The sequence below is a fragment of the Candidatus Sulfotelmatobacter sp. genome (assembly GCA_036500765.1).
In the GTDB taxonomy this organism is placed as follows: domain Bacteria; phylum Acidobacteriota; class Terriglobia; order Terriglobales; family Acidobacteriaceae; genus Sulfotelmatobacter.
Genome location: DASYBM010000004.1, coordinates 1,048,997 through 1,073,579, shown reverse-complemented (window position 1 = coordinate 1,073,579; position 24,583 = coordinate 1,048,997). Strand labels below are relative to the sequence as shown.

General features: G+C 57.3%; 30 protein-coding genes. 16 read left to right on the top strand and 14 right to left on the bottom strand.

The window, feature by feature from the left end; genetic code table 11:
- Positions 1–85 precede the first annotated feature (85 nt).
- Both VGM18_07635 and VGM18_07630 read right to left on the bottom strand, forming a co-directional pair.
- Positions 86–910: a hypothetical protein gene (locus VGM18_07635; protein HEY3972860.1), complete on the bottom strand. Its 825-nt coding sequence runs from the start codon at positions 908–910 to the stop codon at positions 86–88.
- The gene (locus VGM18_07630; GenBank protein ID HEY3972859.1) at positions 849–2,780 is read right to left on the bottom strand and encodes a winged helix-turn-helix domain-containing protein; all 1,932 of its coding nucleotides are present in this window, start codon (positions 2,778–2,780) and stop codon (positions 849–851) included. The genes VGM18_07635 and VGM18_07630 overlap by 62 nt, the downstream gene beginning before the upstream one ends.
- A 207-nt stretch (positions 2,781–2,987) precedes the next feature.
- On the opposite strand from VGM18_07630, the gene VGM18_07625 reads away from it, so the two are divergent.
- The 3 genes from VGM18_07625 to VGM18_07615 all read left to right on the top strand — a co-directional run bounded on the left by VGM18_07625 (position 2,988) and on the right by VGM18_07615 (position 6,202).
- Positions 2,988–4,487, top strand: a complete 1,500-nt coding sequence (locus VGM18_07625; GenBank protein HEY3972858.1) for a hypothetical protein — start codon at positions 2,988–2,990, stop codon at positions 4,485–4,487.
- A gap of 143 nt (positions 4,488–4,630) precedes the next feature.
- Positions 4,631–5,512 (top strand): sugar phosphate isomerase/epimerase, encoded by an 882-nt coding sequence (locus VGM18_07620; protein HEY3972857.1) that lies wholly within the window; start codon positions 4,631–4,633, stop codon positions 5,510–5,512.
- A 42-nt stretch (positions 5,513–5,554) separates the two neighbouring features.
- Complete coding sequence (locus tag VGM18_07615; protein ID HEY3972856.1) at positions 5,555–6,202, top strand: tetratricopeptide repeat protein; 648 nt, start codon at positions 5,555–5,557, stop codon at positions 6,200–6,202.
- A gap of 66 nt (positions 6,203–6,268) precedes the next feature.
- Here VGM18_07615 and VGM18_07610 read toward each other — a convergent pair whose 3' ends face one another.
- Positions 6,269–6,946 carry a TetR/AcrR family transcriptional regulator gene (locus tag VGM18_07610; GenBank protein ID HEY3972855.1) on the bottom strand — a complete coding sequence of 226 codons (678 nt, stop codon included), beginning with the start codon at positions 6,944–6,946 and terminating at the stop codon, positions 6,269–6,271.
- A 186-nt stretch (positions 6,947–7,132) separates the two neighbouring features.
- Between VGM18_07610 and VGM18_07605 the strand changes: the two genes are divergently transcribed.
- Positions 7,133–7,408, top strand: coding sequence for a hypothetical protein (locus VGM18_07605; protein ID HEY3972854.1), 276 nt, complete (start codon positions 7,133–7,135; stop codon positions 7,406–7,408).
- Positions 7,409–7,462: 54 nt separating this feature from the next.
- Here the strand turns inward: VGM18_07605 and VGM18_07600 are convergent, their stop codons facing one another.
- On the bottom strand, positions 7,463–8,179 hold the full coding sequence (locus VGM18_07600; GenBank protein HEY3972853.1) for a hypothetical protein: 717 nt from the start codon (positions 8,177–8,179) through the stop codon (positions 7,463–7,465).
- An 83-nt stretch (positions 8,180–8,262) separates the two neighbouring features.
- On the opposite strand from VGM18_07600, the gene VGM18_07595 reads away from it, so the two are divergent.
- Entirely contained in the window at positions 8,263–8,613 is a 351-nt protein-coding gene (locus VGM18_07595) for a DUF1569 domain-containing protein (protein ID HEY3972852.1), read from the top strand.
- A complete protein-coding gene (locus VGM18_07590; protein ID HEY3972851.1) occupies positions 8,610–8,762 on the top strand; it encodes a DUF1569 domain-containing protein in 153 nt (50 codons plus the stop codon). Before VGM18_07595 ends, VGM18_07590 begins: the two co-directional genes overlap by 4 nt.
- 86 nt (positions 8,763–8,848) lie before the next feature.
- Here VGM18_07590 and VGM18_07585 read toward each other — a convergent pair whose 3' ends face one another.
- From VGM18_07585 to VGM18_07570, 4 genes are all read right to left on the bottom strand, one after another.
- A complete protein-coding gene (locus tag VGM18_07585; protein ID HEY3972850.1) occupies positions 8,849–9,526 on the bottom strand; it encodes a hypothetical protein in 678 nt (225 codons plus the stop codon).
- A 114-nt stretch (positions 9,527–9,640) separates the two neighbouring features.
- Positions 9,641–10,561: a hypothetical protein gene (locus VGM18_07580; GenBank protein ID HEY3972849.1), complete on the bottom strand. Its 921-nt coding sequence runs from the start codon at positions 10,559–10,561 to the stop codon at positions 9,641–9,643.
- Positions 10,558–11,478: a prepilin peptidase gene (locus VGM18_07575; GenBank protein HEY3972848.1), complete on the bottom strand. Its 921-nt coding sequence runs from the start codon at positions 11,476–11,478 to the stop codon at positions 10,558–10,560. The genes VGM18_07580 and VGM18_07575 overlap by 4 nt, the downstream gene beginning before the upstream one ends.
- A gap of 188 nt (positions 11,479–11,666) precedes the next feature.
- Positions 11,667–12,242: a hypothetical protein gene (locus tag VGM18_07570; protein ID HEY3972847.1), complete on the bottom strand. Its 576-nt coding sequence runs from the start codon at positions 12,240–12,242 to the stop codon at positions 11,667–11,669.
- 193 nt (positions 12,243–12,435) lie between these two features.
- Between VGM18_07570 and VGM18_07565 the strand changes: the two genes are divergently transcribed.
- On the top strand, positions 12,436–12,771 hold the full coding sequence (locus tag VGM18_07565; protein ID HEY3972846.1) for a hypothetical protein: 336 nt from the start codon (positions 12,436–12,438) through the stop codon (positions 12,769–12,771).
- 85 nt (positions 12,772–12,856) lie between these two features.
- On the opposite strand, the gene VGM18_07560 is transcribed toward VGM18_07565, so the two are convergent.
- Positions 12,857–13,315 (bottom strand): hypothetical protein, encoded by a 459-nt coding sequence (locus VGM18_07560; GenBank protein ID HEY3972845.1) that lies wholly within the window; start codon positions 13,313–13,315, stop codon positions 12,857–12,859.
- A gap of 261 nt (positions 13,316–13,576) precedes the next feature.
- Between VGM18_07560 and VGM18_07555 the strand changes: the two genes are divergently transcribed.
- The 4 genes from VGM18_07555 to VGM18_07540 all read left to right on the top strand — a co-directional run bounded on the left by VGM18_07555 (position 13,577) and on the right by VGM18_07540 (position 17,488).
- A complete protein-coding gene (locus tag VGM18_07555) occupies positions 13,577–14,686 on the top strand; it encodes a D-glycerate dehydrogenase (protein HEY3972844.1) in 1,110 nt (369 codons plus the stop codon).
- Positions 14,687–14,826: 140 nt separating this feature from the next.
- Positions 14,827–15,468 carry a glycoside hydrolase family 20 zincin-like fold domain-containing protein gene (locus tag VGM18_07550; GenBank protein ID HEY3972843.1) on the top strand — a complete coding sequence of 214 codons (642 nt, stop codon included), beginning with the start codon at positions 14,827–14,829 and terminating at the stop codon, positions 15,466–15,468.
- Positions 15,469–15,640: 172 nt separating this feature from the next.
- Positions 15,641–16,975, top strand: coding sequence for a pyridoxal phosphate-dependent aminotransferase (locus VGM18_07545; GenBank protein ID HEY3972842.1), 1,335 nt, complete (start codon positions 15,641–15,643; stop codon positions 16,973–16,975).
- A gap of 198 nt (positions 16,976–17,173) precedes the next feature.
- The gene (locus VGM18_07540; GenBank protein ID HEY3972841.1) at positions 17,174–17,488 is read left to right on the top strand and encodes a hypothetical protein; all 315 of its coding nucleotides are present in this window, start codon (positions 17,174–17,176) and stop codon (positions 17,486–17,488) included.
- Positions 17,489–17,570: 82 nt separating this feature from the next.
- Here the strand turns inward: VGM18_07540 and VGM18_07535 are convergent, their stop codons facing one another.
- The gene (locus tag VGM18_07535; protein HEY3972840.1) at positions 17,571–18,281 is read right to left on the bottom strand and encodes an MBL fold metallo-hydrolase; all 711 of its coding nucleotides are present in this window, start codon (positions 18,279–18,281) and stop codon (positions 17,571–17,573) included.
- A gap of 156 nt (positions 18,282–18,437) precedes the next feature.
- On the opposite strand from VGM18_07535, the gene VGM18_07530 reads away from it, so the two are divergent.
- The gene (locus VGM18_07530; GenBank protein HEY3972839.1) at positions 18,438–18,893 is read left to right on the top strand and encodes a hypothetical protein; all 456 of its coding nucleotides are present in this window, start codon (positions 18,438–18,440) and stop codon (positions 18,891–18,893) included.
- Positions 18,894–18,970: 77 nt separating this feature from the next.
- On the opposite strand, the gene VGM18_07525 is transcribed toward VGM18_07530, so the two are convergent.
- The 4 genes from VGM18_07525 to VGM18_07510 form a co-directional block, all read right to left on the bottom strand.
- Entirely contained in the window at positions 18,971–19,762 is a 792-nt protein-coding gene (locus VGM18_07525; protein ID HEY3972838.1) for a hypothetical protein, read from the bottom strand.
- 382 nt (positions 19,763–20,144) lie between these two features.
- The gene (locus VGM18_07520) at positions 20,145–20,519 is read right to left on the bottom strand and encodes a PilZ domain-containing protein (GenBank protein ID HEY3972837.1); all 375 of its coding nucleotides are present in this window, start codon (positions 20,517–20,519) and stop codon (positions 20,145–20,147) included.
- A gap of 93 nt (positions 20,520–20,612) precedes the next feature.
- Positions 20,613–21,245, bottom strand: a complete 633-nt coding sequence (locus VGM18_07515) for a hypothetical protein (GenBank protein HEY3972836.1) — start codon at positions 21,243–21,245, stop codon at positions 20,613–20,615.
- Between the two features lie 74 nt (positions 21,246–21,319).
- Entirely contained in the window at positions 21,320–22,048 is a 729-nt protein-coding gene (locus tag VGM18_07510) for an HAD-IA family hydrolase (protein HEY3972835.1), read from the bottom strand.
- Positions 22,049–22,208: 160 nt separating this feature from the next.
- Between VGM18_07510 and VGM18_07505 the strand changes: the two genes are divergently transcribed.
- Genes VGM18_07505 through VGM18_07490 form a run of 4 tightly spaced genes read left to right on the top strand, consistent with a single transcriptional unit; the run spans position 22,209 to position 24,531 of the window.
- Positions 22,209–22,565, top strand: coding sequence for a metalloregulator ArsR/SmtB family transcription factor (locus VGM18_07505; protein ID HEY3972834.1), 357 nt, complete (start codon positions 22,209–22,211; stop codon positions 22,563–22,565).
- Between the two features lie 16 nt (positions 22,566–22,581).
- Positions 22,582–23,460 carry an arsenite methyltransferase gene (locus VGM18_07500; GenBank protein ID HEY3972833.1) on the top strand — a complete coding sequence of 293 codons (879 nt, stop codon included), beginning with the start codon at positions 22,582–22,584 and terminating at the stop codon, positions 23,458–23,460.
- Positions 23,438–24,118, top strand: coding sequence for an MIP/aquaporin family protein (locus tag VGM18_07495; protein HEY3972832.1), 681 nt, complete (start codon positions 23,438–23,440; stop codon positions 24,116–24,118). The genes VGM18_07500 and VGM18_07495 overlap by 23 nt, the downstream gene beginning before the upstream one ends.
- Positions 24,115–24,531: an arsenate reductase ArsC gene (locus VGM18_07490; protein HEY3972831.1), complete on the top strand. Its 417-nt coding sequence runs from the start codon at positions 24,115–24,117 to the stop codon at positions 24,529–24,531. The genes VGM18_07495 and VGM18_07490 overlap by 4 nt, the downstream gene beginning before the upstream one ends.
- The last annotated feature ends 52 nt before the right edge of the window (positions 24,532–24,583 follow it).

Sequence of the window (24,583 nt, the reverse complement as noted above, 5' to 3'; positions counted from 1 at the left end):
TTTTGCCCAGGAAGTCTTAAGCATTGGTCCGGCAGGATGATTGGACGGTGAGCGTAATGGGGATTTATCGCCAACTGACCTAGCCCTATTCGTCAAGAAAGGATGCCCCGTACTTCTTAATCACGTACTCACGCGGCGGAGAGCCAATTTCGGTGACGTGCTCTGGCCCAAAGGTGATGTTATCGCCTTCTCGCAAGTGAAGATTCTCAGCAGTGCCGGGATTGCTGTCTAAGACACCAATATAGCCGCTCTCGGTGCGACCCTTAACGATTACCCACATTCGGTCAACCCCTCGATCCACGACTCGTCCCTCTTCGCGTGTTTCGATATCAAACAGCAGCTTTGCTGCGTCGCCCGGTGCGAGACTTTCTCGTTTTTCTCGTGTTGGAATTTGGAATGTGTCTCTGTGAGCCGCGTTGCGATCCTCGGCTGAAATCAATTCCCACTCGTCGTTGTCCAGTTTGAAGTTCACGGCAGCCACTATATGCTGAATGGCGAAAACAGGCCATAGCACAAGCTTGCGCCATCTATTCGCCTTTTTAAGTACAAAGACGGTAATCGCGAATTTGCGGCAGTTATTCGCCAGCCCCGCCCACCTTTCGGATTCATTGACTTGCCTTGCGTCCCCTACGAACGTCTTCTCGACATTAAAAAGCCGCCTCACCAATGAGGCGGCTTTCCTGTCGATTAAGAAAAACGGTTTACGGGTAAGCGTAAAAGTCTTGGAACTGGGAGCCGTCCCGGATTTCGTTATGACCGTGAATGGGCCTCTTGGCATTGGGAAAATTTCCTCAGCTACTGCTTCAGAAATAAGAAACAAGTTGTTCCCAAAAAAATATTCGAGATGCTCACTCGGGGAAAGCCAGGCGACGCAGTAACTCTTGAAATCGCGGGTCAGTGCGCAGCCCATCGTAGTTAGGGTCAACCTTCAGGGTGGTGACGACATTGGAATGCTCGGCGTAGGCCTTTTGCAGCAGGCCAATGGCTAGATCGTTTTGGCCGGTACCGACATAGGCGAGCAACAGGGTGGGCGTCGCGAGCTGGGGTTGACGGCGAACCAGGTGTTCGAGTTTCGCCAGGCCGCGTCGAGCGTCGGCGGTTCGCCCCGACCGTCCGTAGAGGTTCACTCTTTGCGCCCAGTACCATGGGCTGTCGTTAGGCGCGAAGCGGTCGACTTCACCCTCGGCCTCCGCCGCCCTGCCAGCTTGCTCATAGGCATCGATCAAGCCGCCGTGAGCACGGGAGAAGTTTGGATCCATGTCAAGCACGGCACGAAATTGTGCGATGGCTCGGTCGTACTGCCGGGCGCAGTAAAAAATTGCTCCGTGGTCGGTAGCAATAATCAGCGACAGCGGATCCAGTTGACGGGCGCGCTCGCTTTCCGCCAACGCCTCATTCACTCGTCCCTGCCAGGAAAGATATTCGGCGTACCACTGGTGAGCGGTGGCGTAGTCGGGATCCAGCTGGATCGCACGTCGAAACTCTTTCTCCGCGGTCTGCCAGTCATAGTCATAATTCTCGGCGATCAAGGCCAGCGACGCGTGGGCCTCGGCCAGGGTTTCATCCAGTGCGAGCGCCTTGAGCGCCGCGGTGCGCGCTCGGGGCATGAATTCATTCTGCGGAACAGCGTTCCATGTACTCATGAGCGCAAATGTATCCGCGATTCCAGCGTAGGCGCGGGCGTAGTTCGGGTCTTTCGCGATGGCCTGCTGAAAATAATCAGCCGCCTGCTGAAAGCCTTGCGGCGTCCGTCTGTTCCAGAAATAGCGGCCCTTCAGATAAAGGTCGTAGGCTTCAGAGGACGTGGTAGAAGCGGCAATGTTATGGACTCCTGCGTTGGGCGCACGCGGCTCTCCCAGAGCGAGCTCAACTTCATCGGCGATTTCCTGGGTGATTTCCTGTTGCAGGGCCAAGACATCGCCGGCTGGGCGATCGTAATTGCGCGCCCAGAGATGGGTCTGGTCCTTCACTTGAATCAGCTGGGCAGTTACGCGGACGCGGCTGGGGTCGCGGCGGACGCTGCCTTCGAGAACATACTGCACGCCCAGGTCGCGTCCTATCTGATCTAAAGGCTTGGGATTTTGCTTGTAGAACATGACGGAGGTGCGAGCGATCACTCCCAGGTGTTCATGGTTGAGACGTCCCAACTCGGTGATCATTTCCTCGGTCAGGCCGTCGCTGACGTACTCCTGGGCGGGGTCTCCGGTGAGATTTTCAAAGGGGAGAACGGCCAGCATCAGTTTTCCATGAGATGAGGAGGGCTGAGCTGACGGGCGCAGCCACAAGCGGTAGGCCGCAGCTGCTGCGACAAGTACAACTATGAGCGTCAGGCTGAGAGAGATCGCCGCCTGCCACCCGCGGATGGCGAACCGCTTAACCTCAACCGGCGGAGGCAAAGCCTCGGGGGTCACGCTGGCTTGTGGGTTTACCTGATCGTGCGACGACACCAGCGCAATGAAGCGATAGCCTTTCCCGGTTACGGTTTGTATGAATTGGGGTTGTTCCGGGTCATCTCTGAGGGCCTGGCGGATCTTGCGGATCGCGCCGTTGATGCTATTGTCGGTATCGAGAAAAACGTTTTTACCCCAGATTCTTTCGACAATCTGCTCGCGGGTGACAAGTTCGCCGGGCTGCTCAACCAGAAGCAGAAGGACCTCCATCGGCAGACGCTCCAACTTGAGCGCACGACCGGAGCGGCGTAATTTGTAGGCGCCGAAATCGAGTTCGAAATCCTCTCCGAGGCGAACTGAAGTCTGAACTTTTGGTGGCTGCAACGACATAACAATACTCCGACCGGGGGGAGCATATTCTAACGCAGTTTTTGTGACAGCCATCTCCTTTTCTTTCCATAGGTTAGCGGGACATGAAAATTAAGGCGCGCAACAGAGGGCCCCTATTGCCTGTTGAGTGGAATGGAGGCAGGATTCGCGGGCAGATTTTTCGTGGGTAGGAACACAGCCCCGCAAAACCAGGAGAATCGACAAGTTATGGCAAACACATCTCGCCGCTATTCTTTCGTCCGTCAGATACGCCAACGGCTCTATGTTTTTGGAAAGGGCCGGCTCCGCAAGCGAGTCGTGATCGGCATGGTGATTCTGGTGGTCGTGGCTGCGGGCTCAGCCATCGCTGATGTTTATCTTCCGAATCTTTTTCCGTTTATCGATCTAACCGGCTTCTCGGGGACATATAGCAACACTGGCAGTGTTGACCTGAGTGGTCCATTCTTTCAGAGTCTGGGAACGAACGGCAGAAGTTGTGGAACTTGCCACGAGCCCACCGACGCTTTCGGCCTGAGTGCGATCGATGCCCAGTTCCGATATGCGATTACGAGGGGTAAAGATCCATTATTTGCGCAGGTCGATGGCTCTACGTGTCCGACGGGCCCGATCAACAATAGCCTTGTCGTAAACGATGGACTGATTCGCATCGGACTGATCGTTCCACCCAACACCACGGATTTATCGCCTCCGCAATACACCATTACGGCGGTTCAGGACCCATATGGTTGCGCCCTTACCACCGATGCTGAGGGGGAACAAACCGTTTCGGTCTATCGGCGACCTTTGCCTACTACAAATCTGGGCTTCCTGAGCGCGGTGATGTTCGATGGACGCGAGAGTCTTGTCTACCCTCTGAACGATGAGTCAACCTTTGCAGCAAATCTGAATACCGACCTGACCCAGCAGGCGACAGACGCAACCCTGATTCATGCCCAGGCCACGCAGCCTCCCACAGCCGCCCAACTGAGCGAGATCGTGGGCTTCGAACTGGCACTGAACTCCGCTCAGTTGACGGATTTTGGCGCCGGTAGTTTGTCGAAGAAAGGGGCACAGGGCGGGGCGAAATTTCTGGCGACGCAACCGTATTATCCGGGGATCAACGATTCTTTGGGCGGAGATCCGGACGGCAATCCATTCAACCCAAACGTGTTCACGATCTATACCTCTTTTCAGAACTCGCACAATCCCCAGCAGGCTTCGATTGCCCGAGGCGAAACGATCTTTAACACCCAACCTCTGACCATCACCAATGTGCCGGGGCTAACCACGGGCACTACGCCGATCGTGGGAACTTGCACCACCTGCCATGACACGTTTAACGTCGGGAACCATTCATTCCCGCTGCCGCTGGACATTGGCACGGCTCATTCGCTCACTTACGAAACCGACCCGAACATTATTGCGGGACTCAACCAACTGAATGCTCCGACGCTGCCGGTGTTCGAGTTAGTCTGCACGCAAGGATCGCTGGCGGGCACGACCTACTACACTTCCGACCCTGGCAAAGCCCTGATCACCGGCCAATGCAGCGATATCGGCAGAGGCAAAGGCCTTATTCTGCGTGGGTTGGCAGCACGCGCTCCCTACTTTCATAACGGAGTTGCAGCCAATCTAACGCAACTGGTTAATTTTTATAACCAACGCTTCCAGATTAATCTCACCCAGCAACAGATGACGGACTTGATCAACTTTCTCCAGACGCTGTAGGGCAATGAGCTGAAGTCCCAACAGATCTCCTGGAAGAACCTTTCGCAAAAGATGCCGAGCTGCCGCCCGATCTTCGGGCGGCTTTGTTTGCATGGGGCCGATGCCAAAAGTTTTCATTTGCCTCATGGGCGTAATATTGCAGCATGTCCTACCCTAACTTTTCCCGGCGGTCATTTCTCGCTGCGTCAGCGGTGTTGCCTTGGGCTTTGCGTGGAATCGCGTCCTCGGCTGCGTCCAGCTCGATTCCGGTAGGCCTTGAACTCTATTCCGTGCGTGAGGCGCTCAAGCAGGATTCGGAGGGGACCGTGCGAGCGGTCGCCAAGATGGGATATCAGGTGGTGGAGTTCTATGGTCCATATTTCGAATGGACCGAGGCGCAGGCGAAGCAGATGCGGAAAGTCATGGACGAAGTAGGTATCCGCTGCAACTCGACGCACAACGATGCCGACAATTTCCTGCCGACTAACATCAATAAGGCTCGCGATCTGAACCTGATCCTTGGCAGCAAGTATGTCGTGCTGGCGTGGACCGATCCGAAGACAGGTACCGATGGCTGGAAACAAGTGGCGGACAAGCTGAATTCGGCGGCCGACGCGCTCGCGCCTGCCGGCCTGAAGCCGGGATATCACAATCATCAGGCGGAGTGGGCGGCGGTCGCCGGAGAGCGGCCCATGGACATTCTGGCGAAGAATACGAAGCCTTCGGTGATGCTGCAACTGGATGTCGGCACTTGCCTGGAGGCGGGCGCGGACCCGGTGGCCTGGATCCGAGCCAACCCGGGGCGCATTCGGTCCATCCACTGTAAAGACTGGTCGCCGGATCCGAACGTTGGCTATAAGACTTTGTTCGGAGAGGGCAAGGCGGATTGGAAAGGAATTTTTCAGGCCGCGCAGAATGGGGGCGGAGTCGAATACTACCTGGTCGAGCAGGAGGGAAGTCGGTACTCGGAGTTGGAGACCGCGCAGAAGTGCTTGGAGGCGTTGCGCGCTCCGCGATGGTGGCCTAGACCAAGAATAAGAGGATAAAATTTGCGTATGCGCAGTTGGCTATTAGCCGGGTGGTTGGCAATGAGTATTGCAGCGTGGGGACAGAATTCCGTTCCATCAACTCCCGGGTCATCGACCCCTGCGCCCTCGAGTCCTGTTCCATCGGATTCCCAGGAGCGGGATTACTCGGCGACGCCCGGGTCAAAGCCCATCACACCGCATAATCCGACGCTGGCGCCTCCGCGTTCCGATCGCGTCAATGCGGATGATCTGGACAACCGACCGGGCGAGAGTTCGAGTAAAGACAGTCCGATCGACTTGAGCCCTCCGGCGGATGATGCGAAGGCGCATCCCGAGAGCTCAGACATTCTGATGGACGCGGAGAGTGCTCCAGGCAACGGCAATGTCGGGGAGTTTCATCCCTGGAATCCGCACAAAGCGGCGAAAGACATTGAAGTGGGAGATTTTTATTTCAAGCGCAAGAACTATCGCGCCGCCGAAGATCGCTATCGCGAGGCGTTGCTATACAAAGAAAATGACGCGGTCGCAACCATCCGCCTGGCGGTATGTCTGGAAAAATTGGATCAGAATGACGAAGCTCGTAAGCTCTACGAGAGCTATTTGAAAATCCTGCCGCACGGGCCGCAGTCGGAAGAGGCCCAGAAGGCGCTGCGACGACTGAAGGGCAATCCCGCTAGCGCTGCCGCTACCGATAAGATGCTCCAGTAGGGTTCCGGAGGAGACGTTAGCGGTCGGTAGGATCGTGCCTGCGCCAACTCGCAGGCTCGGCATGGGTCATCTGCGTTTCCTGATTTTCGATTTGTTTTTCCGCTTGGCTGTTTCCTGGCCGTTTCCCACTCTGCTGTGCTTCCCCTCGCCCAGGATGAGATGCGGTGGCCACTTCGGACCCGAATGAAGAAAGCTTTTTGATCGCGCTGCCGAATCCAGGATGCCCTCGAGTGCGTCCAGGCAGGCGTGAATGGTCTGGATGCGCAGCGCATTCTCAAAACCGCCGCGAATGATCAGCATGGCGGTTCCGTGCATCAGCGACCAGACGCCGAGCATGAGGCGGGTATGCCGTCGCGGTTGTCCTCCCAGGCGTTTGGCCACGCGTTCGCGCATGAGGTTGAAGGATGGCCAGGGCTCGTGCAGGGAAGGGGGCTTGGCAACTCCGTCGAAAAGCATTTCGTAGGCATGACCGTGTTCGAGGGCAAACTCCAGATAGGACTGGCAGGCCTCGCGCAGAGTGCGGGTTTGACTGAGCGCGGCGAAAAGGTTGCGGCGGGTTTCCAGGCGCAGTGAGCGGAGAATGTCGTCGCGGTCGCGGTAACGTTCATACACCGTGGGCGTGGTGGTGCCGGCCGCTTTGGCTACGGCCCGCATGGTGAGCGCTTTCTCGCCACCGCGGGCCCACAGCCGCGAGGCGGCGGCGAGAATGTTTTGTTCCAGATCAGGATCGGGATGCCGGGGCACTGCGCCTCCAGGAAACTCCAAATATAATTACTTGCACGGCGTTTTGTTAACGCTGTATACTTTATTTACAGCTAGAACTGATGACCTCGCAGGGTGGGTCCCGCCGGAACCGCGAAAGCGGCAGTTCTCCCAACCCGGTTCCCGGGGCCCGCCTGCGTTACCCTTAACAGAATTGAGGAGAAGTAAATGGTTTCAGGAGTAAGAAAACAGATTGATATAGCCCGCCTCAAATCCGACCTGGCATCGGCCAGCGTCGAGTTGTTGAGCGCGCACTGCGCCGCCGATCGCGTTCGTCTCCAGTACTCTCCGAAAGACATTATCGAGTATGCCGAACCGCGCACGCTGCAACGGGCCATTGGCTCGGCCGAGGCCGTGTACAAGTTTTTTTCCCAAATCGCAGCCCAGATGAATCAATCCCCGATGAACCCAGCCCGGATGAACCAGGAAGACGCGAACCGGTAAGAATTTCGCCGCCGCGTTTGGCGACGCTCCGCTGGGCGACTCGGAAGGCCGGGTCTACTTCTCCACCCGGATGAATTCGCCCGTGGAGGCGTTTACCGATACGGTCAATGCAGCTCCTTCCCGGCGGGAGCCATAGATGACGTGCCACGTCAGCTCGCTGGTGTTATGGTTCCAGTCCAAAATATAGATGACGGGCGTAGTGGGAGCCTTTTCAAGAATCTTTTCCCCGCCATGTTTCTGGGCCGTGGCGAATGCCTGATCCGAGTCGATCTTCAGGAAAGATATGTCGAAGACCTGCGTCGATGAATTGGTCGGGCTGTAGCTGTCTTCAGCACTGGGATTCACCCCGCGCGACGGGGAACCATCCGCCGCGCTGCCAGACCAGGTGAAGGTTTTCGCCGAGCGCTGGGCCGCCGAGGCGAAGCTGCATCGCCAGATCGCCCATTTCCCATCCTGCCCGTTACCTTCGCTGGTCGGAACGGACTCCAAACGATAAGGCTTGGCATCCGCCTGCCATCCGCGCGCCGCGATATAGAGCTTCTGGAAGGCGGAACGCGCGGTCAGAAGTTCCGGACCTTTTGCTTCGGGTTTGGTTTCTGCGGGCGGGTTTGAATCGGAGCAGGCGGTCAGCAGCGCAAGCAGCATCATGACGAATAAGACGGTTGCACGCGAGCGCGGGGACGACCTGCCGCGGCGACCATTCCGCTCTCCTTGTTTCTTTCCGCTCAACGCTGCGTTTGAGAACAGTGCCGCGAGGCTGGCTGTCTTCATGACATCCTTCCTGTGATAACTTTGATGGGTTTTTTATTCGGGCAATATTCTAACCGAAAGAGCGAAAAAGGTAAGTAACGGTCGTGGACCCTCGCCTTCAAAGATTGCAGGAAGAGATTGCAACGGCAATCGCCGGACTATCGGCCGAACAGTTATGCGCGCACCGGCCGGGGAAGTGGTGTACCGCAGAAATCCTGGAGCATTTGTATTTGAGCTACGCCGGCACCGTGAAGGGATTTGCGCGCGTGGCTGAAGCTGGGAAGTCGGCAGCCACGACGCCAACCTGGGGGCAACGCGTCCAGACGCTTGTGGTGGTGGGATTCGGCTACATGCCTTCCGGTCGGGAAGCCCCGCGGACGGCATTTCCCCGCGGAATTTCACCAGAAAAAGTGTTGACCGAAATGGGCCCAGGATCGCCGAGATGGATGCCATGATTGCACGCTGCGAGAAACAACAGGGGCGGAGCCGCAAGTTGCTGGATCATCCGATCCTGGGGCCGCTTACCGGGAATCAATGGAGGAAGTTTCACCTGGTGCACGGTTTGCATCATGTGAAGCAGATCCGCCGTTTGCGGCAGGCCTGAACAAGCGGTCGGAAAAGAACAGCGCGCATCAAGTAGAACGCCGGAGCCACGGCTCCGGCGTTCGGTGGTTTCTCGATTATCTTCTCTTACGGTTCGCGTACTGACGAAGGGACGCCGGCTTTGCGCGCGTCTTCCTGCATGTCCTCCATCTTTTGCTTGGCGTCGTCGAGTGCTTTCTGTTTGTCGGCGATGTCCTGCTTGTACTTGGCGTCCTGCTTGTCCCAATCGGTGGAGTTGCGCATGCGGTTGCCGGCATCGGCGTACATGGCGGCGGCGCGAATCTGATATTCGCGCTGCAGCACGTCGAGTTCGCGAGTCAGCAGATCGATCTGGTCTTTCTGGGCCGCCAGCTTGTCAGCCCATTGTTTGTCGCCAGCCTGCTTAGTGGCGTCGTCCGCTGAAGCGGCGGAGCCTGCGGCAGGAGAAACCTTTTCTCCTGTACCGGCGGTGCCGTCGGGCATTTTAACGGCCGGCGCGGCCTTGGCCTCTGTGGCCGAAGCGTCCGATTGTACAGGGATCTCAGTAGTGGACGGAGTCTGTCCTATGACGGAGAGCTTGTCTTCCCTCGGCAGATTGTCGTTGTCGAACACCTTGGGCTTCGAGGCAGCGGCGGGATCTTTGCGGACCTGCCGCGCGTAATCGCCGAGCGACGCACCTGACGGAGAGTTGGCAGCCGCGGGAGCCTGGTTTTGAGCGCCGGACCGAAGTCCGGTCAAGCTGAGAAGGAGCACGAGTCCGATTCCATTGCATGCGATATGTTTCATGATTCCCACCTTTTCCCGTACGCTGAGTCTGTCTGGCAGAGCCACCGACTTCGCTGCCTCACAGTTTGTCCTAACCGATAATTTTTTATTTTCTTATTTCTCATTTCTTATTTCTTATTTCGGGGAACCGCCGGCTGCGGCAACCTGCGCGCTGCGGGCTGTCAAGAATCCTCCAATGCGTCGATCGAGTTGCGCGGCCTCGTGCGCTATATCGCCGGCGAGTTGAATCGACAGATCGGAGTCGCGGCTGTTTGCAAGTTGCTGCGCGTAGCCTGAAATCGTGGCCAGAGAGGTGCGCAGTTGCAGCGCCATCTCCGCAGATATTTCGCCGTGGAGTTCCTGTTGGTTGCGAATCTGTTGCAGTTCGGTGAGGTTGTTGATCAGGCAGGCGACGCCGAGCAGGCTTCCATCGACGGCCGGGACCGGCGAAACAGTGACCTCGATAAAGCGCTTTTCTCCCGCGGGAGTCTCATACTCGGCTTCGACCCTGCGGCGCTTGCTGTCCTGGCGAAGAACCGATTGCACTTCGTCCGCGACACACACCTGTTCATTGCTTGCGCCCTCGGAAGTTCCATCTGCGAATACGCCCGGCACGGCGGGCCTTCCCGTGCTCACGACTGCGCCCCGAAAAATGTCCTCCACGCCCATGCCGGTAGTGGAAGCAAAACCGAGAATCGACTTCGCCGACGGATTTGAAGTTCTGATCAATCCATTGCTGCCGAAAACCAGCACGCCGCAGGAAAGATTCGAGAGCACGGCCTGGCTAAAATTGTCGCTGGTGCGCGCCCGATGCTGTTCCGTCTGCGATTGCACCAGCAGTTCGTGCTTCTGCTGTTTGAGTTGCTGGATCACCGTGTTGTAGAGGTGGAGCGGTAGAGTCTCCAAAGACGGCGTGGGAGTGGCTGAAAAATTACGCTCCTCGATGATGCTTTTCTTCAGCATGCGCATGAAGAGCAGCCCGAGCAGGAAACTGAATGTGGCGAGGAACAGAACGACCGCCGCTCGTAGGAAGACGGGATTGGCTAATACCCTCACCAGAGCCCTCCGTACCAGTGCAGGAAGCGATTGCCGAAGAAGAAGGCGACCATCGCCATGCTGCCCAGAAAGACTCCAAAAGGCATTTGATAATTGCGCAAGACCAGTTGCGCAGACTGCCATCCTCGGCGTCGTGCAGCCTGCGCGTTCGCCAGGCGATTCATGAAACGATGCGTGCGCTTCAGCCATACGACGAAAACGGTGGTCAGGCCGAAGAACGATCCGGCGATTGATGCGGTAAAAATAGTGAAGATGGTCAGCTTCATCCCCAGAAACGCACCCACCATGGCCATCAGCTTGACGTCGCCAAAACCCATGCCTTCCGTGCCGCGCCAGCGCAAATAAATTGCGCCCGCGCCGTAAATGAAGGAAGCGCCTACGGCGGCGCCCAGCAGGGAATCGAGCAGCGAAACGATCCGCATGGAAACGTCGCCGCTAAACGGAAAGCTCACCACGCCCGACAGGAACTGCGCTGCCAGATCGTTCACCGGGACCAGCAGGCTGAAGGCGATGCCGAGCGCCAGTCCCGGCAGCGTCAGCTTGTCCGGCAGAAGCTTGGTTTCGGCGTCGGTGAAAATCAGGCCCAGCAGCAGAAATGCGAAGACGCAATATTTCAGCGTGAAAAGCGTCCAGCCGAAATACCAGTAGCACGCCAGAAACAGCAGGCCGGTCAGCAACTCAATCAGAAGATAACGAGGCGAAATCTTAGTTTTGCAGTGGCGGCAACGGCCTTGCAAGATCAGCCAGCTCAATACCGGAAGATTATCGTAGAAGGCGATCGGCTGCTTGCATCCGGGGCAGGCCGAACGTGGCGCCACCACCGAAAGTCCCAGCGGCAGGCGATAGATGCACACGTTCAGAAAGCTGCCAAAGCACAGCCCGAACAGAAAAATCGACGATGCCAGGAATGGATCCACGTGTGTCTCTATTGGTCTCTACGCCGCTCCCGCCGGGCAGCAGTCGCGCCGGGGCGAGTCTCTCTTGATAGAACGCCGTATTTCTGAGTTCTTGGTTGGATTATAAGTCGATCACGCACGCGGAACTAAGGTACTGAAGTCACTGTCCGAATGGCCGAGGGCCGAGTAAGAGATTGACCAATGGGCGGTTACGGAAAAGTAAAGCGCAACAACTCGCCTTCCAGTGCCAACGCTTCAGGGTCGCGGACCGGGAAATTTTGATTCCACAATTTCCAGGTTAAGGGTACAAGGCGGGTCTGTGCCGCAGGGATTTCCAGCCAGCCTTGGGGCGTCTCCTCCCGCAGAAACACGGAAAATGCGGAAGCCCCCGGAGTCTGAGCATGACACCGTTCCGATTTCCATTCAAAGAGGCTCGCGGCCAGCTTTTCGCTCATGGATTCGCGGGGATCGAGACACAAAATCCATCCGTGAGACAGCGAGCGAAGATATTCTTGCGGCAGAGCTCCGCCCCTGGCGCCGACAACTCTTGCGCCATACTCGCGAGCCAGTTGCACGGTGGTGTCGCGTGAATCGTGGTCGACGATCAGAATGTTGTCGCACGCGTAAAGCGTCTCCAGGGCGCGGCCCAGCCGCAGAGCGTCATTTTCGGTGTGCAGCACTGCCGTGATGGAGAGCATTAGGGAAGCGTTCGCGACAACGAGTGTACGCGAACGGGGCAGGAGGTGTGGAATGACTACGTGGGCGATCTTCGAGTTCAAATTCAAGAGCCTCACCTCTCGGGCAGAGCGCGCCAGAAAGCGATCATCAGTAGCAGAGTCGAAGGCGGCGGACAGGAGTCTCCGCCCTACACGGGAATCTTTCTTCGTACTTGTGGGGCGCGGAAGGCGTGACTCAGAGTAAGGAGACGAACCTAGAAAACCTACCAGGATCCAGTGTTCGCGAGGAGGATGGGAATTCGTGCAACCTATTTCTTGTTTACGGTGCAGGCGGGAAATTGAGGCGGGGGATAAGTCAGTCGCGGTTTATATGTTTGCGCAGACCGTGGGAGTGAAGCCGCGGCAGAAGTCGGGGGCGCAGCGGATATGTTTTTGTCCGCAGTGCGCGGTGTCGCTGGCGATGGGGATGCCGCCGGAGGGCGCGTTGAATATGGCGGCCTGGGACATGATCCGGGATTTGGTGAGCGCGGAGCCGTCCCTGAATATGGCGGCGTGGGAGGGTATGCGCGGGATGGCGCTGCTGGGATCGGGAGATGAGGCGGCCGATGCGAGGGGCCGATACCGCAGGGCGGGATAGAGGCGCTGGCCCGCGGTGTTCGTCGATGTGCCGGGCTTTGCAGTCGTCCCAGTTCTCTTCGTGTTTCGACGCAGGTTTCTGAGAATTACTCTTCGTGGTCGAGTGGTTTGCCGTCGGGGCCGACTTGGATTTCTGACTTCTTGCCCCCGGTTTGAACTTTGGCTTCGTAGGCGACGAGTTTCTCGTGTTTGGTGAGGGATTCGACTTTGACGATTTTACCTTTCCCAGCTTTGGCCTGGAGTCCTTTCTTGACTGCGGCTGGGAGGGAGTCGAGGGCGACTTGCTCTTCGACTTCGACGACCGCGCCGGTGGAGTCCATTTCAACGTCTTTGCTGTGGCCATTCACCGTCATTTCGGCTTCGTAGTATGTCTGGCCTTTTTCTTTCTCCTCTGAGAAGCCTTTGATCGTGGCTCCCTGGCTTTGAGTGGCAAGGGTCTTTTCGACCGCGGGCGGGAGGTCGGCGCGCTGGATTTTCTTTTCCTGGGCCAAGATGAGTGTGGACAGAGCCAATGCTGCGATCACGATGAAGGACTTGATTTTCATGTAGGTCTCCTAAATGAACGGCATTCTGAAGTGGGGTGCGGCTGATATTATTTCAGCGACTATTTGAATTACAGCAGAATAGCCTGAAGATTTAGTGAAAGCCCGGCGGCGGGGCGCGATTTAGTGCACATTCGCAAGCGAGAGAAGCAGGTTTCTCGGCTTCGCAAAATGGCGCGGGAACGCTCCATCGTAATTCGCTCGAAATGACAATTTATTTCGAGGAATAAACATTCAGGAATAAAACATTCAGGAATAAACATCATGGATAAGAAGTTTCGCGTATTTGCCACTTGCGATATTGGAGAAGCGATTGAGGTGTTGCGGCGGCGCGGGTATGAGGTCGAAGTGTATCCGCAGCCGGAGGCGCCGGCGAAGAGTTTGATTGTCGAGAGGGTGAGGTCAGGGGTGGACGGATTGATCACTACGCTGCGCGACCCGATTGATGCTGAAGTGTTTGAGGCTGGCAAGGGCCGGTTGAAGGTTGTGGCGCAGATTGCGGTAGGGTTTGACAACATCAATCGCGCCGACGCCAACCGATATAAAGTTCCGTTCACGCATACAGCGGACGTGCTGACTGAGGCGACGGCGGAGTTTGCCTTTTTCATGATGGGAACGCTGGCGCGGAAGATGTGGGCGGCAGAGCATTTGACGCGCGAAAATCGGTGGGGGTACTGGCATCCGTACTTGCCTTTTCTGGGGGATGAGGTTACCGGCAAGACCGTGGCCGTGATCGGGACCGGCCGGATCGGCCTGGCGTTTATCAAGAAATGCGTTGGCTTCGATATGAATGTCCTGTGTTATGACCCGGCGTATGAGAATCACGAGTTCGTGAAGACGATTCAGGAGATCAATGATCTGCGGCATGCGCGCGGGCTGACTAGAGAGAAGGCGTGGATCAAGTATGTGGCGTTTGAAGAGGCCTTGAGCGGGGCGGATTTTGTGAGCGTGCATGTGCCGCTGCTGCGCGTGGGGGAGAGCGCGACGCCGACCTATCATCTGTTCAATGAGCAGACGTTGCGGCTGATGAGGCCGACGGCTTATCTGGTGAATACTTCGCGGGGGCCGGTGGTGGACGAGGGAGCACTGGCGCGGGCGTTGCGGGAGAATTGGATCGCGGGGGCGGCGTTGGATGTTTATGAGAAAGAGCCACTGCCGGCGGATTCTCCGCTGCGTGATCCAGCGATTGCGGATCGCTGCCGATTGATGCCGCACTTTGCCTCGGCGGCGCGGATCACGCGACTGTCGACCGATCCGGATAAGGGGATGGCTGGGCGGTGTGCGCAGGGGCTGATCGACGTGCTCGAGGAGAACTACAACGGGGACATCACAAAAATGCCTTATGTTGTTAATAAAGAAGCATTTGCGAAATAATTGCTGGTTTTAAGAGAAATCTGGGTTGCTACGGGGTTTAATTCAGGAGGAACTCAAAGGTTTCATTGCCAGTTTGTTGCGAAGTTGGGTCGAGTTGCGCGTAGAATAGTTGCCTTACGATTGTTGATTCAAGGATCTGGATGAATAAGCGACGATTGCTGGTTGTGGTTGGGCTGCTGTTTAGCGTTGCGGCGGTCCGTCCGATGTTCGGTGCTGCACTGTCGACGATGGATTCCGACGGTGGGGCGCAACTGAAACTGGAGCCTGCACCGAAAGAGGTGCAGCTGAGGGACGGCGGATTCAAGGTCGGACCGAAGACCAAGATTCTGGTTCTGCTGGGGCATCAGTCGGAAGATCGCATTGCCGCCGAAACCCTGGCCGAACAGGTGGCGGACCAGTCGGGATTGAAGCTGGACATTTTAGGGATGAAGGCGGCGGGCAAGGCGGCGGACGGCGCCATTGTGCTGGCGCGGCTACAGGATAAACAAGTGCGGAGATTTCTGGCGCGTAAAGGGCTCAAAGCCGATGAAACGGTGGGGGAGGATGGATACATTCTGTTCTCCAGCAAGTCGCACTTGATTGTGGCGGCGAAGAGCGGGCAGGGATTGTTCTACGGAGTGCAGACTTTGCGGCAGTTGCTGCGCCCGGCGGGGAAGGGATTGATGTGTCCCGCAGTGGGGATTCGGGATTGGCCGAATCTGGAGAAGACTGGTCTGCGAGATGATAATTTGAGCCGTGGGACTGTGCCGGTGATGTTGCAGTTTCGCGGGCCGGGCGAGTAACGCCGCGATTCGCGGTTCGATTTCACGCGTCCCCATGGGATGCAGTTCAATTCTCTTGTGGCTTTACCCGGCGTTGAAAACGCCGGGCTATTTTCGGGAGCGCCTTCGGCGCTCTTTCTCATTTCATCCGTAATATCTTCTTTTTCCCTCCCCCTCGCATAGAATCCAGTTCATGTTCTTGAAGCCGGCATTTTCTGATCGCACTAGCTGGAAACTGGGACTGAACCGGTTTACGCAGGCGGTGGAAGAGGTGCGGTCGAGCGGGACGAAAATTTTCGATTTGACGGTTTCGAATCCGACCCGGGTGGGGTTGGAGTATGACTCGGCCGCGATTTTGCAGGCGCTCGCATCTCCGCGGGCGCTCGATTACGATCCGCAGGCGAAGGGGGTGCTGCCGGCTCGCGAGGCTGTGGCCGCGTATTACCGGGATGAGCATGTGGTTCGCGACCTGGATCCGGAGCGGATCATTTTGACTATCAGCACCAGCGAAGGGTATTCGTTTGTGTTTCGGTTACTGTGCAATGCGGGGGATGAGTTGCTGGTGCCGAAGCCGAGTTATCCGCTGTTTGAGTTTCTAGCGGATTTGCAGGATGTGCGGCTGGTGCCGTATCCGCTGATTTACGACCATGGGTGGCAGATGGATTTTCCGTCGTTGGAAAAGGCCGTTACGGAGCGCACGCGGGGCGTGGTGGTGGTGCATCCCAATAATCCGACGGGGTCGTATGTGTCGGCGGGAGAGCGCGCGGCTTTGAATGGATTTTGCCGGGAGCGAGGGCTGGCCGTGGTGGTGGATGAGGTGTTCTTGGATTATGGGTTAGATGCCGCGAGAGGAGAGACTCGCGTGGGGACGGACGCATTCGTCCGTCCGGTCGAGCGAAGCTCGACGGTGGTGGAGGCGCAAACGAAAAGCAGGTCCCTCCGCGATAATGCCGATCGGCATTCGCCGATCCACATTCTCGGCCGGGATGACAAGAGGCGGGGAAGTTTTGCGGGAAATGACGAAGTTCTGACGTTTACGTTGAGCGGGCTGTCGAAGATTGCGGCGCTGCCCCAGATGAAGGTGGCTTGGGTGGTGATGAGCGGGCCGGAGGAAATCGTGTCACCGGCGATGGGGCGACTGGAGGTGATTGCCGATACTTATCTGTCGATGAATGCGCCGGTGCAGTGGGCGCTGCCGGTGTTGCTGGAGCAGAGGAAGAGTATTCAGCGGCAGTTGATGGCGCGAGTCGAGAGAAATCTCGCAGAACTGGATCGGCAGTCGGCGGGGCAGAAGGCTTGTGAGCGGCTGCGTGTGGATGGGGGATGGTACGCGGTGCTCCGGGTTCCGGTGACGCGCTCGGATGAGCAGTTGGCCATTGAGTTGGTGCGGGAGAAGGCGGTAGTGGTGCATCCGGGGCATTTTTATGATTTTCCAAGGGATGGATATTTGGTGTTGAGCTTGATTACAGAAGAGGGGGAGTTTGCGGAGGGGATTGGGAGAGTGCTGGAGAAGTTGAATCCTCATTAAGCAAAAAGTTCTCTTTAAGTAAGAAATATCTTAATCGCTTTAGTGAGGCAGCCTTTGGGCGCCGATCGCGTGGCGGATTTTCATGGCTTCGCCGACGGTGGCCAATATGGGCGTGGGTGATGACGGACTGCTTCACGGCCGCCAACCTTAACCTTCCAAAAGACATCTCAGTTGGCCGCTATTGGAGGAAAAAACAGAATGTATCGTGGAAACAAGTATTTGGCGGCACTGTTTGTGTCGGCGGCACTGATGGCACCGTTGGGCGCGAGCGCCTTTGCGCCACAGGACGATCATGAGCGGCATGAACAGGAAGAACGCGAGCATCGCGTGTACGATCCGTATCATAAGGACTATCACAACTGGGATCGCCGTGAGGATGAGGTCTATCGGCACTGGCTGGAAGGGCGTCACGAAGCTTATGTCGATTATGAACACCTGAAGCACAAAGAGCAGCGCGAGTACTGGAACTGGCGGCATGAGCACGAAGAACATGAGCACATGGATCATCAGTAATTGAAACAGAGAATGCCGCTCGATTTGTCGATTACGTAACGGCGGAGGACAAGCCCTCCGCCGTTTGCTTTCGCGGAACTCGTTAGCGCCTACCCTCGTTTCGCTTAATCAGGAAAGGGTTGGTCTCGCGCTCTTCTCCAATCGTCGTCAGCTCGCCGTGGCCGGGGACTACTACCGTTTCGTCCGGCAGGGCCAGGACCGTGGTGTGCAGGGAGTGGAGGATTTTCTGCATGTTGCCGCCGGGCAAGTCGGTGCGGCCGATGGAGCCGGCGAAGAGGGTGTCGCCGGCGATTAGCTTTTTTTCGGCGGGGAAATACAGGCAGATGCTGCCTTCGGTGTGGCCGGGGGTGTGGAGGATTTGCGCGGTATGCTGGCCGGCGGCGACGGTTTCTCCGGTGGTGACGCTGCGGTCGATTTCTACTTTTCCCGGAGGAGCAACGCCGATCCACTGCGCCTGCGCGTCTAACATTTGCAGCAGTGCGTAATCGTTCTGGTTGAGCAGGATGGGTGCGCCGGTGGCGGCGCGGAGCTTCATGGCTCCGCCGACGTGGTCGATGTGGGCGTGGGTGATTGCGATCTGTTTGACTTGCAGATGGTGTTTGGCGATTACGGCCTGGATGTCGGCGATGTCGTCGCCGGGATCGATGACCATGGCTTCGCGGGTGGTCTCGTCGCCGATGACGGAGCAGTTGCATCGCAGGGGGCCGACGGGGAGGATGGCGTGAATCATGAGGTCATTGTAGGGTGTTTCCCGTGCGACGGTAATGGTGGCGCAGGCAAACAATAGCTCCATCAACTGCACTCGCGATGATTCTCTGATGAGAATAGCTCGGAGCGAGGGCGAGGACGCCCTCGCGACAGCCGGCGGGACGACGGCGCTACGACTACACGACTTGCGCCCGCGGCAGCTAAGGTAGACAATACGGGCCGCGTGGGTGGGAGGGAATTGGTGGCGAAATATCGGCAGCATGGATATCAGGATCGGGATCGTGAAGAGCGGAAGGGATCGGGCGAGAGGTCTGGCTCAACGTGGTCTGGTTCACAGTCTGGTTCTCCGGCGCCGAAGAAGGATCTTACGTTTGGGCCCCGGCCGGTGAATTTGCCGGGAACGCGGGCAGTGTCGCGCTGCACGCAGTGCGGGACCGTGTTGTCGGGCGTCACCCCGACCGGGCCGTGTCCGAAGTGTGGGTTTGAGTTGCATTCGTGCAAGCAGTGTACTTACTTCGATCCGGGAAGCCGGTTTGAGTGCATGCAGCCTGTCGTGGTGCGGATCGCGAAGAAGGATGAGCGGAACGAGTGTCCTTTGTATGAAATGCGAGTGACGCGGGAAAAGGAGACCTCGACTCCGGCGAGTTTGAAGCCGACGAGCGCGCGGGCGGCGTTCGATAATTTATTTAAGAAGTAAGAGCGGGTGTCAGAGGTCGGGCGTCAGCTTTGCGGTTTTTCGGCTGTTTCCGCAGCCTTGTGTGCCAGGGCGCACGACTATTTTTGTTGTACGTCCCGCTCTTTCACTTCGCCCATGCCCACGATTTTGGAGGAGGCGCCGAATTTTTTATAGTCGCGATACTCCTGGTCGCCTTCGATGTTGTAGCCCTTGAGTAAGGCCACGCGCGCGTCCAGCTTAAATGTCAAATGGCGGGGCAGCCACACTTCGTCATTCACCCGTGTCTGCTCTAATGTCACGCGCGCGCCTTTGTGGATGCGCGCCAATACCCATCCCAGCGAGACCGTGTCGATGGCTTCAACGTCCATTTTGGCCAGTTGCAGATCGCTCTTGTCGATCCAGACGCGGCCGTGAAACTTGGAGAGAAACTTCGACTCCTTCATGTGCGGTTCAAAGCCGGGGCGCGGTTCGCCATCAATCACCCAGGAGTCGCGTCCGTCCACTTTTTCCGTGCCGATCAGTTTAAAGTCGTAGGCGTCAGCCACCTCGCGCACGAACTTTCGGCCGTCGTCCCGTTCTTTTTCTTCTTTTTCTTCCCGCTTTCTGCGATCCTCGTGCGATTCGTTTTTGCGCTTGTCGATGATCTTTTGGATCTTTTCTTCTTGCTTGGCCGACTCTTTGGCGTCGAGGGGCTTATCGTCTTTTTCGATGAGCCGCTGCACGTGGGTTCCGTAGATTTCCAGAACCTCGTAAGTATTCACTTCCGTGGACTTGGTATTGCCCTTGCCGTCGAGGGTGTGCTGGACCTCGCGATCGATGTAAGTGTAGTCGCGCTGGCGCTTGTCGTTTTCGAGGTCTTTGTCGGCAACCACCCGAAACAACTGACGCATTTGTTCCTGCGAGAGCTTGCCGTTTGCGTCTGGGGTTAGATCGGGCAGGGACGGTGCTTTGGAAGCGGAGTTAGAGACAGATTCATTTTCAGCAGCAGTCGCAGCGGAGGCGGATGGGATTGACGGGGACGAATCCGGCCGATCTTGACCGAGCGCGAACCCGCAGAAAAGAGGGATCGAACAAGCGAGAATAAATCTACCCAGACAGAATCTCATACTTCACCTTAACGCATTAGATCACGAGATGTTTCGGAGCGGAGTTAATTGCAACTTCAACAGCAGGTCCCTCCACTACACTCGCATTTGCTCGCTGCGGTCGGGATGACAGGGCTGTGTCTGAGGATGACCCGAGTGTTGCGGCGAGTGGCGTTATGTGGCCTAGTTAATGAGACGTGGACTCGGACGCGGACTGTTCCACCGCCAGCTGTCTACAGGTGCGGCCGATGATGTCGTGCGCGGAGGTGGCTTCCACGAACTGGAAGCCGTAGCGGAAGGCGTTTCTTTGGCGAACCATGGCTAGAAGTTCGACCTCGCCCAGGGGCAGAATGAACTCCAGGCGAACCATTTCTGCGAGGGGAACTTCCTCGCGCAGCATGGCGGAGATGCCGGATTCGCTGATATCGACAGTGTCCCCCCGAACCACCGGACAACCCCGCGGGTAGACACGGATGGCTACTTGCAGCTTGAAGCGGCGATGGCGGCGGGCGTCCAAGAGTTCGTAGGTCGGGCTATTTCCGAGATTATTAGGCGATTGCAAGTCGAGCGCTCCTGGATCATGGGCGGTGCCGGGCGCAAAGATCCTAACTGCGTATCGGCGGAATGTCCTCGAAACTTTAGGGCCGCGCCCGCCTTAATCCCTTCTCTTGTAGGCTTTCCCCATACACTCGGCTTGAAAGAGTCGCTCGTCTATCCGATGCAGCCGCTTTTCTTGTGCCTTGGTCAGGAGCGCGTAGTGCTTGATGTCAAAGAGATGATAGACGATGAACCACACGGGTTCGTCCGTGGTCATCCAGTTCTGGCGGTCGAATCGTTTCAGATTGACCGGACCTGAGTAGCGCCGCAGCGTGCGCTCGCGCCGCAGATTGAAATAAGCGTTGAAATAGCTGAGCGCCAGTTCGCGCAGCGTACGATAGACCGGTTCGCGCCAGCGGCAACCGGAATAGTTCGACTTGGCGATCGCTCCCCAGCAGTCATCTTCGCGATAAATGGCGATCACGTGGTCGGTGTCGTGTTCGGCTTCGAAATCGAGCAGCAGCGGGGGATATCCATTGGCCCGCAGGGCGGCAGCGGCAAAGATTGCGCCTTCCAGGCAGTGCGAGGATTCCTCCGCTAGTACTTTGCGCGGAGACCACGCCGTGTCTTCCAGATGATAGGGCATGTCGTCCAGGAATTTCTGAATGCCGTAAGGATTTTTCATGCTGCGCAGCTTGCGCAGTTCTTTTCCGGTGAAGCCGGGAGCCGGGCCAGAGTGGTTAGCGGTCATAATTCATAATTGATGAGGTGAATACTCCTTAGGGCCTTTGCGTCATGTCTTTGCGACCTTGGCGTCAAAGGCTTTCAGCTTGGCGAGAACAGGACGCCAATTTCCTGCGGCTGATCGACGAGCACGTCAGGCGGTTCGCTCCCTAAGGTGTGGGGCGCGAAGCCATAGGTTACTCCAATCGTCCACAGTCCGGCATTGCGGCCGGTACGCACGTCCACGTGAGAATCGCCCACAATTGCAGCCTGCTCCGGGCGGACGCCACTCTCCTCCAGCAATTTTAGCGCGCCTTCAGGGTCTGGCTTTTTGGTGGCGAAGCTGTTGCCGCCGTAGATCTGCGAGAAGAATCGTCCCAGGCCCAGGGCTTCTACGATGGCCCGCGAAGGGTTAACCGGCTTGTTCGATAGCACGGCCAGTTTGCGCGGACTGCCGTTCCCCGATTTATAAATTGACGATTGTTGAAGGGAAGCCTGTTGAATTGCGGCCAACGCCTCGGCGATTCCGGGATAAACGGTAGTGTGGTCGAGTTTGTGCTCGCGGTAGTAAGAAAGAAAGAATTCCAGGCCTTTGCGGACCAGTGCCTCATCGACGACTTCGCCGCCCAGCGCGCGTTGAATCAGGATGGGGGCGCCATCGCCCACATAGCTGGCGATAACGTCATCGGGTAATTCCGGGCGTTCGATGTGGCGGAGCGCCGCATTTACGGAATGGACGAGGTCGAGGCGCGAGTCGATCAGCGTGCCGTCGAGGTCGAAGATTACAAGCTTGATGGAGTGCGGTTCGAAGGCGCGACGTGTATGAATCATCTGCCTTCAGCATAAAGCACTCCGTAGTCAGCCGTCAGCAGTCAACCGGTGCGTGTCCCGATCGACCGATGGGTGTGACTGGAGTCTTTGACCCAGATCGGATTGGCCTAGTGTAAATAAGCGTGCTTGACATGATCTATATTTCCGGTAATATGGAAATATGCCGTTGCTTACGACCATCAAATCTGCCGAACGAGTGGCCAGGTACGCGGACATGTTCTCGGCCATGGGAACCGAGTCACGGCTGCGCATCATGCAGTTGCTGCTTACGGCGCATCCTGAGGGACTAGTCGTAGGCGACATTCAGTCAGAGCTGGAAATTCCCAACTCGACCCTCTCGCATCATCTGGACAAGCTGCGAACCGAAGGCTTGGTCGAAGTGCATCGCGAAGGAACGTTTCTGCGCTACACGGCCAATTGCGAGGCTCTCCAGGAATTGTTGCAGTTCCTTTATGCGGAGTGTTGCACCCGGAATAAGGCGCTGAGGCTGCAAGACATCGTACAAATCTGCAAGTAGTGAGTAGGAGGAATTCATGAGCACCGCTGACGTGACCGACATCAAGGAAATTGTGAAGCAGAAATACGGGGAAGCCGCATTGCGCGTGAAGTCTGGAGGAAGTTCCTGTTGCGGCGCGACTGCGAGCACCGGGTGCTGCGATCCGATTATCACGAACCTCTATGACGCGGCGCAGGCCGGACAGATTCCCGAAGAGGCTTTGTTGGCCTCGCTCGGCTGCGGCAATCCGACGGCGCTCGCCCAGTTGAATCCGGGCGAGGTCGTGCTCGATCTCGGCTCCGGCGGTGGCATCGATGTGCTGCTTTCGGCTCGACGCGTTGGTCCCACTGGCAAGGCCTATGGTCTCGACATGACCGACGAGATGCTGGCGCTGGCCAACGAAAACAAAGGCAAGGCGGGAATTGAAAATGTGGAGTTTCTCAAGGGCGAGATCGAGAACATTCCGCTGCCTGATAATTCTGTCGATGTAATCATCTCGAACTGCGTGATCAATCTCTCGGCCGATAAAGACAAAGTTTTGCGCGAGGCTTTTCGCGTGCTGAAGCCGGGCGGGCGATTTGCTGTCTCCGATGTGGTGACTCGCGGAGAGATTCTGCCTGAGATTCGGCGGAGTGTGCTGGCGTGGGTGGGGTGCATTGCGGGCGCGCTCGATGAAAACGACTATCGCGGCAAGTTGAGCGCCGCCGGGTTCGAGCAGATTGAAATCGAGCCGACGCGGATTTATCGAGCTGAAGATGCGCGCGAATTTCTTGCGGGGCAGGGAATCGATGTTGACGTCATCGCTCCGCAAGTAGATGGAAAGTTTCTGAGCGCTTTTCTTCGAGCAGTAAAACCGCGCGCCGTGAAACCATCTCGCGCACCGGAGGCATGTTGTGGTCCGACGTGTTGCAACTGAGGCGCTGGGCACGACCTTTCTGCTGATGGCGGTAGTTGGCTCCGGCATCATGGGCGAGCGCTTAGCCAGCGGCAATATGGCGATAGCGCTGCTCGCCAACTCGGTGGCGACGGGAGCGGCGTTGGTGGCGCTGATCCTGGCGCTGGGGCCGATTTCGGGTGCGCACTTCAACCCCGTGGTCACATTGGCCGATGCCATGCAAGGCGGCATGGCATGGCGCGAAGTGCCTGGATATTTGACTGCGCAGATCCTCGGCGCTTTCGGCGGAGTCGCTGCGGCGAATGCCATGTTTGGCCTGCCGCTGTTTTTCCTCTCTCATCACACGCGGAGCGGATGGCCTCTTTGGTGGAGTGAATTCATTGCCACGTTTGGTCTGCTCGCGGTGATCTGGGGATGCGCCCGCGCCCACTCCACCGCTGTGTCGTTTGCTGTCGGCGCCTACATTACCTCGGCCTATTGGTTTACGTCCTCCACTTCGTTTGCGAATCCGGCGGTAACTCTGGCGCGTCTGGCCAGCGACACGTTTGCCGGGATTCGACCTGCCGACGTTCCTGCTTTCATCGTTGCCCAATTGGCCGGTGGACTGGCCGCGACGTTGGCTTTTCGTTGGATGGCGCGTCCTGAAATTACGGCAGTCGACAAACCGGACATATTATGAAGAAACAGTCAGTCTTAATCCTCTGTACTGGCAACTCGGCTCGCAGCCAGATGGCCGAGGGTTTGCTGCGCCACGACGCGGGAGATCGCTTTGAAGTCTTTAGCGCAGGCGTGAACCCGAGCAAAGTCCGGCCCGAGGCTATTGCTGTGATGCGCGAACTGGACATCGACATTACGGGGCAGCGCTCGAAGCACGAGAGCGAATTCGCGGGCCAGAACTTCGACTATGTGCTCACGGTCTGCGATAACGCGCGCGAAGTTTGCCCGATCTTTCCCGTCGAAACAAGGACCATTCATCATAGTTTCGTGGATCCTGCCGATCACAAAGGCTCCGAGGAAGAGCGGTTGGCGGTGTTTCGGGCGGTGCGGGACCAGCTTCGGGAGTATCTGAAAACGTTTCCGGCCCGCGAATAGTGATGGGTCGTATGGTCTGACCGGAGGCGTTTCACGATTGAAAAAATCATCG

What these genes read in the sequence shown, in the direction of transcription:
- VGM18_07635 (HEY3972860.1), bottom strand. Translation starts at nt 910, where the DNA reads ATGGGCTGCGCACTGACCCGCGATTTCAAGAGTTACTGCGTCGCCTGG.
- VGM18_07630 (HEY3972859.1), bottom strand. Translation starts at nt 2,780, where the DNA reads ATGTCGTTGCAGCCACCAAAAGTTCAGACTTCAGTTCGCCTCGGAGAG.
- VGM18_07625 (HEY3972858.1), top strand. Translation starts at nt 2,988, where the DNA reads ATGGCAAACACATCTCGCCGCTATTCTTTCGTCCGTCAGATACGCCAA.
- VGM18_07620 (HEY3972857.1), top strand. Translation starts at nt 4,631, where the DNA reads ATGTCCTACCCTAACTTTTCCCGGCGGTCATTTCTCGCTGCGTCAGCG.
- VGM18_07615 (HEY3972856.1), top strand. Translation starts at nt 5,555, where the DNA reads ATGAGTATTGCAGCGTGGGGACAGAATTCCGTTCCATCAACTCCCGGG.
- VGM18_07605 (HEY3972854.1), top strand. Translation starts at nt 7,133, where the DNA reads ATGGTTTCAGGAGTAAGAAAACAGATTGATATAGCCCGCCTCAAATCC.
- VGM18_07600 (HEY3972853.1), bottom strand. Translation starts at nt 8,179, where the DNA reads ATGAAGACAGCCAGCCTCGCGGCACTGTTCTCAAACGCAGCGTTGAGC.
- VGM18_07590 (HEY3972851.1), top strand. Translation starts at nt 8,610, where the DNA reads ATGATTGCACGCTGCGAGAAACAACAGGGGCGGAGCCGCAAGTTGCTG.
- VGM18_07585 (HEY3972850.1), bottom strand. Translation starts at nt 9,526, where the DNA reads ATGAAACATATCGCATGCAATGGAATCGGACTCGTGCTCCTTCTCAGC.
- VGM18_07560 (HEY3972845.1), bottom strand. Translation starts at nt 13,315, where the DNA reads ATGAAAATCAAGTCCTTCATCGTGATCGCAGCATTGGCTCTGTCCACA.
- VGM18_07555 (HEY3972844.1), top strand. Translation starts at nt 13,577, where the DNA reads ATGGATAAGAAGTTTCGCGTATTTGCCACTTGCGATATTGGAGAAGCG.
- VGM18_07550 (HEY3972843.1), top strand. Translation starts at nt 14,827, where the DNA reads ATGAATAAGCGACGATTGCTGGTTGTGGTTGGGCTGCTGTTTAGCGTT.
- VGM18_07545 (HEY3972842.1), top strand. Translation starts at nt 15,641, where the DNA reads ATGTTCTTGAAGCCGGCATTTTCTGATCGCACTAGCTGGAAACTGGGA.
- VGM18_07540 (HEY3972841.1), top strand. Translation starts at nt 17,174, where the DNA reads ATGTATCGTGGAAACAAGTATTTGGCGGCACTGTTTGTGTCGGCGGCA.
- VGM18_07535 (HEY3972840.1), bottom strand. Translation starts at nt 18,281, where the DNA reads ATGGAGCTATTGTTTGCCTGCGCCACCATTACCGTCGCACGGGAAACA.
- VGM18_07525 (HEY3972838.1), bottom strand. Translation starts at nt 19,762, where the DNA reads ATGCGTCAGTTGTTTCGGGTGGTTGCCGACAAAGACCTCGAAAACGAC.
- VGM18_07515 (HEY3972836.1), bottom strand. Translation starts at nt 21,245, where the DNA reads ATGACCGCTAACCACTCTGGCCCGGCTCCCGGCTTCACCGGAAAAGAA.
- VGM18_07510 (HEY3972835.1), bottom strand. Translation starts at nt 22,048, where the DNA reads ATGATTCATACACGTCGCGCCTTCGAACCGCACTCCATCAAGCTTGTA.
- VGM18_07505 (HEY3972834.1), top strand. Translation starts at nt 22,209, where the DNA reads ATGCCGTTGCTTACGACCATCAAATCTGCCGAACGAGTGGCCAGGTAC.
- VGM18_07500 (HEY3972833.1), top strand. Translation starts at nt 22,582, where the DNA reads ATGAGCACCGCTGACGTGACCGACATCAAGGAAATTGTGAAGCAGAAA.
- VGM18_07490 (HEY3972831.1), top strand. Translation starts at nt 24,115, where the DNA reads ATGAAGAAACAGTCAGTCTTAATCCTCTGTACTGGCAACTCGGCTCGC.